This is a genomic window from Lacticaseibacillus parahuelsenbergensis, assembly GCF_030770265.1.
In the GTDB taxonomy this organism is placed as follows: Bacteria; Bacillota; Bacilli; order Lactobacillales; family Lactobacillaceae; genus Lacticaseibacillus; species Lacticaseibacillus casei.
This window is the reverse complement of the sequence record NZ_CP132482.1, coordinates 2,868,260-2,882,877: the sequence shown is the minus strand read 5'-3', so window position 1 is coordinate 2,882,877 and position 14,618 is coordinate 2,868,260. Positions and strand designations below refer to the sequence as shown.

Here is a 14,618-nt window from a genome sequence, read left to right as displayed (position 1 = left end):
TGTGCGCTCAGATGCCAAAGCTTAACTTCCGTGAATGAAATGAGTCTGGCTCTCATGAATATAAAAATTATAATCAAAAAAGTTCAGGGGCATTTTCTTAGGCGCCGCCCCTAGCTGAAGCCGCTTGATATATAACGAGTGTTGCGACAAACTCCCGATAAATACATTTATATTTTCAGAAAAATATTTTAGGAAACCGATTTTTCCTTCTCATCGAAAGAACTTTCCAGTTGAAAGTAACTCATGAATGCGGTTACAATTCGCTCAGGTGGTACCAACCACCTAAATGATATGTTGTGCGAGGGTTATGCAAACGTTGAGGGGGAGTTTCTCGATGCACCAAGGGTTAAAGAAGCGGCAATATCGGGTTCCACGTTCACTACTTTACAGCAGCGCGGTTTTATCGCTCACGGCCACGGCCGTTTACTACACCAGCACGATTCCGGTGTCGGCGGTTAAGGCGGATCCGGGCACTAGTAAGGCGACGGCCAAGGCAGCAACAAGCAACCTGCAAATCGTCAGTGTCACGAAACAAGCACACTATTTTGAAATTACTTACTCGAATAATCTTAAGGCACGGTTATTCATTTTGGCTGACAATCAATTTCGCTTTTATGCTGATCCGTCTGGCAAGTTTGATGCACCAGCGCAATCCGGCGATGGGCTGAATGCGAAAATTTTCACCAAAACTGTCGATACCTCGGCCACCAAGCCGTTTGACGCTGCTCAGTTAGCGAATGCAGCGAAGGGCTGGCAGATTCAAACCAAGGCGATCACGATTGCCTTTGATAAGGCCACCGCGACGTTACAGGTTTTGCAAGGCAATAAAGTGGTGCTGGCCGAACAGCAGCCACTGGAAATGACGGCCGATCACACGACGCAGGTCTTGAAGCGTAGCGGCCAGGATCATTTCTTTGGCGGCGGAACGCAAAACGGCAACTTCACCTTGACCGGCAAAAAGATCAAAATCCAAAACACCAACAACTGGGTGGACGGCGGGGTGGCGTCGCCTAATCCGTTTTACTGGTCCACAGCTGGTTATGGGGTGGTGCGCAACACCTTTACGCCGGGGACTTATGATTTTGATGCGGCTGGGGATGGCCAGGTTAAGACCACGCATCAAGAAGAGCGCTTCGATGCCGTGTACTTCTTTGATGCCAAGCCGGCTGATTTGTTGAAAGACTATTATGACCTCACGGGTGCGCCTGCCATGATGCCGCGGTATGGCTTTTATGAGGCGCATCTGAATGCCTACAATCGTGACACCTGGGTGCCGGTCAGTGCCGATACGCCGGGTGCGATTAAGTTTGAAGATGGCAAGTATTACAAAGAGTATCAGCCAGGGAAAGTGCCGGCTGGTCAAAGTGGTATCAAGGAATCACTGAATGGCGAGTTGAACAATTACCAATTCAGCGCCCGGGCCGTGATTGACCGATATGCCAAGAATGACATGCCATTGGGCTGGCTTTTGCCGAATGATGGCTACGGGGCCGGCTATGGGCAAACCGATTCATTGGCGGGTAATCTGGCCAACCTCAAGGAATTTGCCGATTATGCCGACAAACATGGCGTCGCAACCGGCTTATGGACACAACAAAATCTGTCACCGGTCGATCCGGCGCATCCAAAACCGGATGACCGTGATTTTGCCAAAGAAGTGGCGAATGGCGTCAAAGCGTTGAAAACGGATGTTGCCTGGGTCGGCTCCGGCTATTCGTTTGGGTTGGATGGCTTGGAAAAGGCTAACCAGATGCTGACCAAAGTCAAAGGCGACGATTTGCGACCGTTTGCCATTACCTTGGACGGTTGGGCCGGCACCCAGCGCTACGCCGGCATTTGGACCGGTGATCAAACCGGGGGCCAGTGGGAATATATTCGCTTCCACATCCCGACGTACATCGGCACCAGTTTATCCGGCCAGCCGTATGTCGGTTCGGATATGGACGGCATTTTCGGCGGCGGCAATCCGATTGTCAATGCCCGCGATTTTCAGTGGAAGGCGTTCACCCCGATTCAGCTGAACATGGACGGCTGGGGCAGCAATCCCAAGACACCATTTTCGTTTGATGACCAGACGACCGCTATCAATCGCGCCTATAACAAGCAGAAAACGATGTTGATGCCGTACAATTACACGGCTTCGGCGCAAAGCGTTTTCGATGGCAAGCCAATGGTGCGTGGCTTATTCCTGGATTATCCGGAGATTCCTGAAGCTTACACGGACTTGGTGAAGTATGAATACTTGTGGGGCGATAACTTCCTGGTGGCGCCGATTTACCAAAACACGGCCGCCGACGATAAAGGTAATGACGTCCGCAATGGCATTTATCTGCCGGATAAAAACCAGGTTTGGGTCGATTATTACACCGGCAAGGAATACCGCGGCGGGCAAGTGTTAAACAATTTTGACGCCCCGATCTGGAAGCTACCGGGCTTTGTCAAAAAAGGCGCCGTGATCCCGACAACACCGGCGCACAATACGCCAAAAGCGTTTGATCAAACCAAGCGGCAATTTCAGATTTTCCCGGCAGCTGGCAAGAACGATTTTACCGTTTACGAAGACGACGGGATTTCGCAAAAATATTTGAAGGGTGCCCACGCCCAAACCAAAATCACGAGCGAACTGCAAAAGGATCAACTGGAAGTGACCGTTGATCCGCTCACTGGTGATTACAGCGGGCTGGATCCGGAACGCACCAGCGAGTTTGCCATTCGCACCAGCGGCCAGCCGAAAAAAGTAACCGCAACGGTTGGCGGCAAAGCGGTCACGCTAAAGGCAGTTGATAATCTTCAAGATTACGAAGCCGGCAGCAATGTGTATTTTGTCAACAAGCAGTATCACACGAATACTTACTTGGAGAAGTTGGCCGACAAGCAGATTGATCAAAACTTCCTGCAGGTGAAGCTGGACAAAACCAATGTGAAAACCAATGCGATTAAATTAACTGTGTCAGGCATTGACGCCACTGACGATCCGACGACTGGCGACTTGCCGGAAAGCGATCAGGTTCCGGTACCGACCGACGTGAAGCAAGACGACAAAACCACCACGGACACGGCTGTCGGGATTAACTGGAGTCCAGTGAAAGACGCGGCAAGTTACGATGTGAAAGCGGATGGGGTCACTTATCGCAATCTGAACAAGCCGGCGTTTGTGCTGGATCAGGTCAAAGACAACTCGAAGCACACGTTCCAGGTACGGACCGTCACGACCAAGGCCGTTTCAAAATGGAGCACCGAGCAGACGTTCAGTTCCAAAGAAAACCCGATGCGCCTAGCCTTGAAGATGCGCAATCCGAAAGTGACCTCGCCGATCAAGGACGCCCCGGTTTGGCAGGGTGACGATACCGTTGATAATCTTTTTGACCAGGATCTAGACACCATGGCGCACAGCAATTGGTTCTCGGATACGCCAAAACAGTCGCCGACACCGATGACGATCACCACCGAATTGGATGGCGTGTATGATTTGGATCACGTGACCTATGTCCCCCGCGAAAACGGCGGTAACGGCAATCTGTCAGCGTTAACCGTTGAAACCAGTCTGGACAGCATTCATTGGCATCAGGCCGGTGAAGGCAAGGGCTGGAAATGGGATAGTACCGACAAAACCATTAATTTTAGCGAGAAAGAAAAAGCCAAGTATGTCCGTTTTGTTATTCCGGAAAAGTCAACAGTCGGCGATTTTGTCTCCGGTCGCGAACTCCTGCTTTTCAAACGCGACGGCACCAACAAGGCCACACTCGGCGATATTACCAATGACGGTCAGGTGAATGATGACGATAAAACGTCATTGATGAACTACGCCGGATTAACTGCCAATATCGACAGCGATTTTAACGGCTATGTTCAAAATGGCGACCTGAATCGCAATGGGGTGATCGATGCGTTCGATATCAACTATGTTATGACCAAGCTGGGTAAGCAGCCGGTGACCAAACCGGACGAAACGACGCCCGCGGGCACATTGGCCTTGCAGACTGACAAGCCGACTTATGTACCAGGCGATACCATCACGTTATCCTTAGTCGGCAATCATCTAGACAAGGTGAACAGCCTATTTGCCCGCCTGCCGTTGACCAATCCGAATGTGGACTTGGTCAAAGTCGAACCGACTAAAGCGACTGCCAACATGGTCAACTTCAGCAAAATCCGGACCCACGGCGATAACAGCCGGGATGTTTATCTTATTTTTGCCAATGAAGGCCAACAAACGCGCTTGTCCGGCGATCAGAAACTGGCAACGATTACGCTGAAAACCAAAACCCAGATGACCAAAGCCGACTTGCAGTTTGCGTTACGCGACCTGATGCTGACCAATCAGTGGGGGCCGGAAGCCTTGCCGCAAGACCCTTCACCTGTGACCGTGCAGCAGTCTGCAAGCGAACAGGCGCAGGCAAAGACTAAGTTAACGGCACTGCTGGATGCGGTTCATGCCTTGGATCCTAAGCTGTTCACCGCTACCAGCTGGCAGGCAGTCGCAACCGCCAGTGACACAGCCGCGCAGTTAGTGAAAGATGACACTGCTTCCACCGATGCCCTCACGAAGGCGTATACCGATCTGCAAAAGGCTTTGCAACAACTGGAAGCTGATCGCGGTGTGACCCAAGCACAGTTGAAGGGTCTCATCAACGCAGCAGAAGCATTGAAATCGGATGCCTACACGGCGGACAGTTTCGCTAAATTGCAGGCTGCGGTTGCTGCGGCTAAGCCAGTCAATGCTGACGAACACGCCACCCAAGTGCAAATTCAGTCGGCCATTCAGGCGATCACTGCCGCTTGGGTTGCACTAGAACTCAAACCGCAACCAACACCGGTTACCGATTTGGCGCAGTGGCTTCAGGTTGCGGCAGCGCTTAAAGCAGACGACTATACACCTGCCAGTTATGCCAAACTAACCGATGCCATCACCGCTGGCAAAAAGGTAGCGGCAGATCCAAACGCATCCACCGCTGCACAACAGGCAGCCGTGGATCAGTTAAAGGCCGCGATTGACGCGCTTGTGCCACGCGCCAACAAACAGTTGCTGGAGGCGGTCATTGCAACGGCCGACAAGTTAAGCGCGAGTGCGTACACCGCCAGTTCCTACGCGAAACTGCAAGCTGCAGTGAAAGCGGCCCGTCCGCTTTTAACTGACCTGAACGCCACGCAGGCAGCAGTCGCGGAACAAACCAATGCTGTTTTGACGGCACTTCAACAGCTCGTCAAACTGCCAGATAAAACCGAACTGGTCAAGCTGATCACGCAGGCGGCTGGACTCAAAAAAGACGCCTACACAGAGGCAAGCTTTAACGACGTACAAACGGCTTTAGCGCAAGCCCGCACCGTCCAAAAAGACCCTGAATCAACGGAAGCGCAAGTTGCTAAGGCAGCTGCCGACCTTAAAACCGCGATCGATCACCTTGTGAAAGCCGCGCCAGAGCCAGACAAGAAAGATCCGGCCACGCCACCAGTGCCTGCACCGAATCCAGGCAAAAAGGATCCGGCAACGCCTACACCGAAACCAGCACCAGGCGGCGGTTTCCAAGGCGGACAGCCAACGCAATCCGGCAAAACACCGGAATCTCGGAAAGAAACGAACGATACAAACACGATTCCTAAAACGGGCGAGCAAACGCAGTCAGTTTTGGCTGTTTTGGGAGCTGCGTTAATTGGGTTGTTAGGGTACGTTAAGTTGCGTAAGCATAAGCATGAATAATAGGTTGTCGTATTAGTTACGTGACGCCAATAGGCCGACATCTCCTGCGAGGTGGCGGCCTATTGTTTCAATTAAGAAGGGCACCATTTAGGCACCTTCTCGTAGCGAAATTCAAACGGAGGTAGGCAAATTGAAACATAAAATACTTTGGCTAGTAAACGGTATTTTGGCAGTTGCGATAGTTGGTCTAACCATCACAGTCCTGGTGCGACAAGTTGATGGGACTGGTCATGTGGAGACGTTGCAGTCACGTTTAGCGTCACTGGCAGTTTTGGGGGTCGTGATATTAGTGATTGCTCTTGTGGAAGGAATTTATTTGTTGGTTTCCAACCGTCATTCATGAACAACGCTTACTTTAATAACGAGATTTATTTATTAAGTGTCTGTCTTTAGAAAAATCGCATTCTATGGAAATTAAAAAACCCACGATATGATTGGTCGCGGGCGTAGCATCTGATAAGCTATGACTAAGCAGAAAGTTAAATAAGCGGTGGCGCTTCGCAATCGAAAGAAGGTGATGCCGATGGTTTTAGGACTATCGAACCACATTCCAACGAAAGGAGGTGCCAGTTTGTCGTCTGTGATTGACGCCTTTGCGGCAATCACGACTGGCCTCGGCTCGGCCATTGTCATGGTCAACGTGTTCACACGTTTGATCAAGGCTTTGGAGAAACTGTGTCATGCAGTTTACGAGCTGAAGCAAGCGCTCGGAAAATTCCGAGAAAAGTAGGCAGACTAAAAGCCGCGTTAACTTTGACGAGTCGCGGCTTTTAGTTGCGTTATAGTCACCGTACTTTTAACGGTTCTGCTTTACCACAAGGCGCGTCTTGTTAGAGCAAGGCGCTCTTTGCTTACACATTTATTATAACAGGTTCAAATTCATAGTGGAACCCGTTTTTAACGATTCGGATACCGTGCTTGTCATCGAAAAGCAACGCCTTCAACTTTGCTTAAATTCATCACTAAATACGTTAGTCATGAAATATCATCAATTACAATGGTAAGTGAGGTGATAGGGATGGCAACGAAGGATCTGAATCTGTTAATCGCGCAGCTGCAAGCGATTGCGCAGTCCGGGCGCTATTATACAAAAGATGTTTTTGATCGCGAACGCTACGATCAGTTGGCAGCGATCACCAAGCAGCTGGTGATGTTGTTGGGGGATGCAACTCCCGAACAAGCACGATTGTTTGTGGATCAGGATATTGGCTACGTAACGCCTAAAGTCGATGTGCGGGCCGTCACGTTTATCGATGATCGCCTTTTAATGGTTCAGGAGCGGGCCGGAGAAACGTGGTCCATTCCCGGTGGCTGGGCTGATTTGGGCTATAGTGCCAGTGAAATCGCGGTTAAAGAAACACGCGAAGAGGCAGGCTTGACGGTTAAACCTACGCGGCTACTGGCGGTCTATTCAGTCCGCAAGCGCGACTATGCGCCGCAGAGCACCCGTGACGTGTACAAGTTTTTCATTGCTTGCGAACCAGTGTCACACACGTTAAACACCGGTGTTGAGACCGAAAACGTTAAAACTTTCAGTCGTGAAGAAGCGCTGGCACTGCCGTTATCGTTGCAACGTAACCTTCCCGCTGACGTTGCTATGGCGTTTGCGGCGCATGGGGTTGATCATTGGGAGACGCGGTTTGATTGATTGTTTGCCAATCAGATCGGTCCTGATATTGAACGTATCAGAAGACCTAATATCGCGTTGCGTATAGGATTAGTGCTTCGGCAACATTTACCATAAACTTGGCCGGATCACACGAGGAACGCTACACCTCTTTGGAAAAGACTGCTGTAATGCGCTTTCTGCTTAGTAAAAGCTATATCAGTTAAGCACCACTCGCAGATCAAGAGCACAACTGACCCGACACCACATACCACTGGAGTAAAAGTGAGTGTGAAGCTCGGGCTTTTTTAGTACACTTAACCTCAACTGAGACAGATGAGGCAATACCAAGCTATTTGCGGCAATCGTCACGCAAACGTTTTAGGGGGGCTTGTATGTATACAAATGGACATGTTAAACAATTTCAGCTCGTCAAGCAGCAGTTAGCGGTTACTGAAGCGAAAGCTTTTTCACAGCCAGCACTTTTTACTTTGCTAAGGAAAATTGGCTATATTCAACTTGATAGCATCAACGTCACCAACGCCAGAAGCCAGGACATCTTTTTGTGGTCTCGGTTTAAGGATTATCAAAACACAGGCTATGTCGACGCCTATACTGAAGGCGATGCGGTCGAGGTCTATTTAAATGCCCTTTCACTGATGCTAAAAGACTCACAACTAGTGCAAAACTTGCGCCGAATGAATTTAGCTACGCTTCAGAACGATGTCAATTACCCCGATTACATAAAGATATATCGCCAGCTAATTCAAGTCGGCAGGGTTTATAAAAAGGACTTTGTCACCAATCACAATTTGCCGCAGTGGGAAATGTCTAAAGAAGACAACGCAATCGACAAACTTTGGCGCGCGGGACTCATTGATATCCAGCGGGACCGCTCGTTTCGGAAAATATTGATCGCCGCTAAGGATGACTTCGACGATTCGCCCGCTGATGTTAACGAACTGGAAAAACAGGTATATGCGGACTTAATTCTGTTAACATTCAATAATCTTGGGATAGCCACTAAAAAAGACGTATTTAACGGAGCGCATTTTCGAAAGCGTTTATTCGATAGTGTTTTTGACGAGTTGCTCAAAGAAAAACAGATAACGAACATCACGGTTGAAGGACAAGATCATTACATCTTGGCGTCTGATCTAGATGCCTTTCATCACAACGATATCTTGCCGAATATGGGCACTTTGTTGACGCCTTTCGACAATCTCATTCGTGACAGAGCTAGAACGTTGCGATTATTTGGCATCAACTATAAGTTAGAAAGTTATACGCCGACTGCTGATCGGAAGCTCGGCTATTTTGCACTACCTATCTTGATTCATAGTGATATTGTCGGCACAGTTGATCTTCGATTTGACAGAGCCCGCAAACAACTTGGCGTGAACCGACTTGTTTGGAAAAATGAAATGATGAATCATCACGAGAATAAAGCAATCTTGGACGATATTTTGCAGCGATTCACTGAGTTTATCAGGCGTTAAGATTGTCTCCTCATTGTGCCAAAAAGACTCGGTCGCAAATATTATCTCTGATGCCAAATATTGACCTTGCAAACATACTCAGCAGCATAAAAGCCACATTCAGAACAAAATTTGCAGTCTGCTCCTGATAAGCATATAAATAACGGTGAAATGCTTAATAAACAAATCAATAGCAAGTCGAGAAGCCAACTGGCCAAGAATGATGAAGTTAATGTTGTGTCTGTGTACAGCAGCAAATGCCAACGTCCCGGCAGAAACTAAGGAGCACGGTTCGAAATGAAAAAGTTGAAGGTCCGTCTTGATGCATTCAGCGATGCAGTGATTGCCATTATTCTGACCATTATGGTGCTGGATCTGACGCCGGTGATGAAGGATAACTGGGCGAACTATTTGGTGTTGTGCAAGGAGCTTGGGGTGTATTTGATCAGCTATGCTTTTGTCGCGAATATGTGGTATCAGCACAGCACACTGTTTAACGAAATCGACGACATGAGTTACCGCATCATGCTGTATGATTTTCTTTTCCTGATTCTGTTATCACTCACACCGCTGGCAACCAACATGATGGCGAGCAACACGACGCAGGTAACAGTGATGGGATATGGCGTCTTGCTGGCAGTTGTGTCGTTCTCTTTTCGGCTTTTGGCGCGCGCCATCATTCATTTTCAATACACCGCGGCCTCGGATATGCGGCAAGTTTATGGCAAAATCTTTGGCGAACATAATCGTATTTATACACTGTTTAATTTTATCTTGATCGGGTTGGCTTATTTCTTCCCGCATTTTGTGATGTGGTTTTACTTGCCATATCCGCTCGTTTATCTGCTACTTAGCAGCCGTGATCGCCAACAAATGTACGATGTTGCCCAGTTGACCCCGTCACAGCGGGCAGACTATTTGAAACTGCCGCGTGACAAGATGGCCGCTTTTCGGAAAATGATTGCCGATCAAGCTGCGCCGGAAACGGGTAGCGCCACCACGCGCCCAGCCAATAATGGATCCCGCCCGGTTCTGCCTTGGCTCGATCGGGTAGTAGGAAACGGTATCGAAACTGCAGCACCGCGCACGCCTGGTGGGCGCATTGATGTCGAGCAATTACGGGCATTACGCAGGGAACAGTGGGCAACATTTTTGATGCAGCAAAAAGCGCAACACGCCAAGGGAAAAGACAACCACCATGCCGAGCATCACGAACAAGAAGATGCTGACAAAGCGGCAGCGCAACAGCTTGAGTTGAAAAAGAAGGCACAGAAGCAAGCAGACAAAGAGCAGGAGCGGCAACAAGAACGCCAGGCCGATGCGGCCAAACAAGCGGCAAAAGAGCGTGAACGGCAACAAGAAATTGATGAAGATACCCAAGAAGCAGCCAGACACGATTTGGCAAGACGACAAAAGTTAGCCCAAGAAGCTAAAGAACATGAACAAAAAATGGCTGCCAAAACTGCAGAGCAGGCCTTGGACTTGCAAAAACAGCAGCTGCGGATGGATCGGCGAGCGCAAAAGGCACGACTTAAGGCCCAGCGAGAAGAAGTTAAGGCACAAGTGCGGCGGGCAAAGATAGCCAGAAAAGCTGGCATTCCGGTTGAAAAATCTGGACAAGAGACGTCGACTTCGAAAGAAGAGGAGAAATCTGAGCATGATCAGTGAGGGATGTGGAACACCACATTGCGATCACGCTTATTCACCCGCCTCAAGATGGTTGACCAGTTCCTGCCGTTTATTCAAATAGTGAGTTGCGGTGTCGGGATCCGCATAGGTGGTTAGTTGGGCAGCCTCTAGCAAGGATAATTGTTTTTGCTGTACGAGCTGATTAACGACATGGGTGAGGCGGGGAAACTTTTTAAAAGGCTCGATTTTGTCTAATGGGCTAGGTGGAAAACTGGAATTATCAACCAGTTTCTGCCAGTCAGCATCGGTTAGCTTGGCGATTTTTTTGTTTGCCAATAAATCAAGCTCTGATAACCGTCGCGTGACAGCTGCGTAAGGCATCGCGGACACATTCGCGATTCGGATGATGGCGTCTGTTACCATATCAGCATTTGGCGAAATTTGATTTTGAATATATCTGTTCCAAGTTCTAATCATAACGTCCCGCGGCATCATGACCGCAGCGGCAAAATGATCAGCTGCACGTTCGGTATTAAATTCGGGTAAGCTAATCAGCTTCTGGTACTTGGTGTGGTCAATGCTAAATAAGTCAGTGCCCACAACTAAATGCCAGAGTTCGTGGGCAGCGCTGTAATAGCGGTTACGCAATGTCTGGTGGGTGTTTAAAGCAATAAAATGAACGCCTTTATACGAAATGGCAGCCCCGGAATAGTTAGAATCGTCGACATCTTGATAGACGATATTCACTTGTTCAGCGAGAACACGTTCGATGTCCGCGCTAATAAAAAGATCGGAGCCAAAGTAATTAATCAAGAAAGTTTCGGCTAGGTCTTCAGCTACTGACTCTGACAAGAAGGTGGAGGTCAATGAATTACTTTGCATGAATTGTTTCTCCCAAGTCGACACAATGCTGTATATCCAAAAGCAGTTGATCAATTTGTTTTTTGGCATAATCATTCGACAACCTGCCCCTTAAAGCAATCTGGGGTTGGTGATTGTCATTTTCTTTGGTGCCAAGTAGTTGTTCTAAAGGGATCTCGGTGATCTCGGAAATAGCGATGATATATTTTGTCTGCAGCTTCCTGTTGCCATTCATAACTTGGCTTAGAAGAGCAGCAGACATATTAAGCTGCCCAGCCAAACCAAGCCTGGGTCTTTTTGTTGTCGGTCAGCCATTTTTGAATGAGCTTTAATGTTTCTGTGGCGTTCATCATGTAACTTCCTTTCTGGGTCAAGACGCATAGGACAAGCTTTAATTGTAGTTCATTATATCAGCAAATGTAAATATTTATAAAATATAAGACGTTATTGTAAACGCATAGAAGATAACCAAAAAGGCTGATGAAAGCCAAAAAATAGGTGACTTTAACGGATAGAAGGACAAACCTAAATGGACAGTGACAGCGTATCGCAGCAGCTAACAAATGTTTCCCGTGAAACATTCCACACCACCCTTGCAATTAGCTGAAAAAATACTATGATTTTGGTTAAACTCTTTTGAAAGCAGGGATGCGCATGTCAACACCAACCCATGAAGAAGTTATTCGGCCTATGACTGCAGCAGATGATGCACCGGTTGCAGCACTGATTCGTGAATGTTTGAAAGCCGCTGATTTGGATCGACCGGGAACAGTTTATTTTGACGCGGGACTGGATCACTTGAGCCAATTCTATGGTGCAGCGCCAAATCGGAATTATTTTGTCGCGACCCAAGATGGGCGAGTTCTGGGTGGTGTCGGTATCGCCGAATATGATCCGACCCACGGCGTTGCCGAATTGCAAAAGTTCTATGTGCATGGCGATTTGCAGGGACATGGCATCGGCAAACGGCTATTGCGCCACGCCTTGGATTACGCGCAGCAGGTCGGCTACCAGTCGGTTTACCTTGAGACCTATCACACACTTAAAACTGCGGTGCATGTTTACCAGGAGTTCGGGTTCACCTCGCTGCCCGGTCCGTTGGTGACGGCGCAGCATCAATTGATGGATCAGTTTTTGCTGAAGAAGCTTGCCTGAAGTGCATTTTTAAGGGACATCATTCAAGACTGACAATTTCCTGTAAAGCAAGGTTTGAAAAAACATATCAAGTTAAATAAATTGGCTCTAGAGATACGTTAACGTGCGTTTCTCTAGAGCCAATTTGTTTACCCTTTTAAAGCCAAGCTGATGTTTTGGATGTGGAAAGCTGGACGAGAAATCTTGTTTTCGGCTTCAATTCCGTAGTATTGCAGCCAAGGTTTGTTCGAAAGGATCAGAAGTCAGTCGGGCATAGTCGTTAATTGTCTTGACAAGATTTTCGAGCTGAGGTTCCCAATATGCTGTTACATAATCCTTTGATTTGACGTTGCCTTTCGGTAGATGGGATAGCTCCTGCTTGACGTATTCATGCGGTTTTGCGTTTGCCTTTTTGAACGTTGCAAACTTGCCTTCGTTAATGATGTATAGGATTTCAATTTCAGGCCGCGTATACAATGCTTCAATTTTTGAAACGCGCTTTTGATAGGCGGGAGACAATTTGAAACGCTCGTGACGTGAATCGAGAATACGGTAAATATGCACTTTACGATCCATGGCGCGATCAAGGTGCCGCTTTTGAAACTGTGTCGCGGATCGCGTGCGAATGATATCTTGTTCTAATAAATCTTCCCGTTCAAATTTTAAAAGATGGTGATCAATCAGTAATGTCAAAACAGCATGTTCGGCAGCGCCTTCTGCAATGATCGCAATCCACTCAGCATTAACCATGATCAGACCTCGAGATTGTCAAGTCTTCGTCATTAGCTTGCTGATTCAAATCAATCGTCTGACTGCGTAACTTGAGATAAGTCGCGTAGTCCGGGGCAGTCCCGCCGAGATAGTCTGACATGAAGACTTCAGCGCGGTTGATGTCCTGACGATCTGCAATCTTTGAATAGCGGCCAAGGGTCATCTTGCCTTGTCGACGTCTGGTAATGAAGATTTGGTCGCCGCGAGACAAGTCGTTCAGCAAATCAGCATTGTGGGTGCTGAAGACGAGCGTGGTGTGATGCTGATTAATCTTGGGGTTGGCAAAATATTCCATAAATGTATGGACAATCGCCAAATTAAAATGATTTTCGAGTTCATCAACAAAGATGAGTCCCCCGCTTTGCAGTGCCTGAACGACATAGCGGTAAAGCGTAATGCCTTTGACAGTACCTGAAGAAAGATAGTATTCAATCGTGGCGAAATTGTTGTCGGTAATTTCTTGATCGTCTTGCTTGAACTTTAAGCGGTAAAAAGCTTTGCCATGTTTGTTGGTTTCGATGAAGAGATAGTCGATGGTCGGATCAAGGTAAGCCAGGATCGCGTCAGGGACTTGGCCATTGCTGCTAGGGAAGAATGGCAGATTGGCGTTTGTGAACATGAAAGTATCGAAAACCTTTTGAGTCTGATAATGATGTTGGGCAATTAACGACCGCATGAAAGAATCATCAGCTGCCAGCAGGCTTTGCTGAAAAGTGTCTAATTGCAGTCGATCCATTAATAACTCTGCTTTTGAAAAGTCGAAAATTGATTTTCGCGTCATTGATTTTTGTACCTTCTTGGCCCAGATTTTTTCGTCTTTAACTTGCCATTGCTTCGCTTGGTCTGGAACAGGCGCAATTGTGAGGTCATCCCGATAAAGGAAATGGTCACTACCGTAAAAATAGACGCTAAAAGAAATCGGTTGGCTACCCATTAACGTTTCATTTAGGTGGGTTTGGCTGATCGATCTTTGATGTAGCAAAAGATCCAGGATTCCCATGACAAGTTTCATGGTCAAGGTTTTCCCTGAGGCATTGCGACCGATCAATGTTGTCAGATTGTTAATCCAGATTGATCCAAATAAATGTGTCATATCGTCGTGGGCATCATTCGGAACGCGTTGGCTGGCGGTTAAGGAAAAAGACGTCTTCTGTGCAAACAGTGGGTGGTCCAAAATGTCGATTCTCAGGAAGCTTAGGTGCGGATTTGTCATCGATTTTCACCTCTTAAGGTGATTTTACCATAGTTTCAAACGCATTTCGCGTTTGAATCTTAAAAGTGTGAGTGAGCAGTAAGACAACTGGAAGGCAAGCGTTGGCTATGAGAATCTAGCTGTTCCAACTTGCTTAACCACAGATTACGCAACAGCTAAACCGATGCCCTCTGTACCACCTGCCTCTAGCCCTACAACCCCGCAAACCAAAACCCCCATCCGCCAATA

Annotated in this window: 11 protein-coding genes; 7 read left to right on the top strand and 4 right to left on the bottom strand. The window is 47.8% G+C overall.

The window, feature by feature from the left end:
- The first annotated feature begins 334 nt into the window (after positions 1–334).
- The 6 genes from LACPH_RS13405 to LACPH_RS13380 all read left to right on the top strand — a co-directional run bounded on the left by LACPH_RS13405 (position 335) and on the right by LACPH_RS13380 (position 10,450).
- A complete protein-coding gene (locus LACPH_RS13405) occupies positions 335–5,698 on the top strand; it encodes a TIM-barrel domain-containing protein (protein WP_306387062.1) in 5,364 nt (1,787 codons plus the stop codon).
- 130 nt (positions 5,699–5,828) lie between these two features.
- Entirely contained in the window at positions 5,829–6,041 is a 213-nt protein-coding gene (locus LACPH_RS13400; RefSeq protein WP_087913078.1) for a DUF3923 family protein, read from the top strand.
- Between the two features lie 180 nt (positions 6,042–6,221).
- Positions 6,222–6,428, top strand: coding sequence for a hypothetical protein (locus tag LACPH_RS13395; RefSeq protein WP_274785245.1), 207 nt, complete (start codon positions 6,222–6,224; stop codon positions 6,426–6,428).
- 288 nt (positions 6,429–6,716) lie between these two features.
- Positions 6,717–7,346: an NUDIX hydrolase N-terminal domain-containing protein gene (locus LACPH_RS13390; RefSeq protein ID WP_274785244.1), complete on the top strand. Its 630-nt coding sequence runs from the start codon at positions 6,717–6,719 to the stop codon at positions 7,344–7,346.
- 314 nt (positions 7,347–7,660) lie between these two features.
- Positions 7,661–8,803, top strand: coding sequence for a DNA glycosylase AlkZ-like family protein (locus tag LACPH_RS13385; RefSeq protein ID WP_306387061.1), 1,143 nt, complete (start codon positions 7,661–7,663; stop codon positions 8,801–8,803).
- Between the two features lie 276 nt (positions 8,804–9,079).
- Positions 9,080–10,450 carry a TMEM175 family protein gene (locus LACPH_RS13380; protein WP_274785242.1) on the top strand — a complete coding sequence of 457 codons (1,371 nt, stop codon included), beginning with the start codon at positions 9,080–9,082 and terminating at the stop codon, positions 10,448–10,450.
- Between the two features lie 30 nt (positions 10,451–10,480).
- On the opposite strand, the gene LACPH_RS13375 is transcribed toward LACPH_RS13380, so the two are convergent.
- Positions 10,481–11,293: an ImmA/IrrE family metallo-endopeptidase gene (locus LACPH_RS13375; RefSeq protein WP_274785241.1), complete on the bottom strand. Its 813-nt coding sequence runs from the start codon at positions 11,291–11,293 to the stop codon at positions 10,481–10,483.
- Positions 11,283–11,552: an XRE family transcriptional regulator gene (locus tag LACPH_RS13370; RefSeq protein WP_274785240.1), complete on the bottom strand. Its 270-nt coding sequence runs from the start codon at positions 11,550–11,552 to the stop codon at positions 11,283–11,285. Before LACPH_RS13370 ends, LACPH_RS13375 begins: the two co-directional genes overlap by 11 nt.
- 374 nt (positions 11,553–11,926) lie before the next feature.
- Here LACPH_RS13370 and LACPH_RS13365 point away from each other — a divergent pair, with 374 nt between their 5' ends.
- Complete coding sequence (locus LACPH_RS13365) at positions 11,927–12,427, top strand: GNAT family N-acetyltransferase (RefSeq protein WP_274785239.1); 501 nt, start codon at positions 11,927–11,929, stop codon at positions 12,425–12,427.
- A 195-nt stretch (positions 12,428–12,622) separates the two neighbouring features.
- Here the strand turns inward: LACPH_RS13365 and LACPH_RS13360 are convergent, their stop codons facing one another.
- Positions 12,623–13,156, bottom strand: coding sequence for a hypothetical protein (locus LACPH_RS13360; protein WP_274785238.1), 534 nt, complete (start codon positions 13,154–13,156; stop codon positions 12,623–12,625).
- On the bottom strand, positions 13,149–14,390 hold the full coding sequence (locus LACPH_RS13355; RefSeq protein WP_306387060.1) for an AAA family ATPase: 1,242 nt from the start codon (positions 14,388–14,390) through the stop codon (positions 13,149–13,151). Before LACPH_RS13355 ends, LACPH_RS13360 begins: the two co-directional genes overlap by 8 nt.
- Positions 14,391–14,618: the final 228 nt, after the last annotated feature.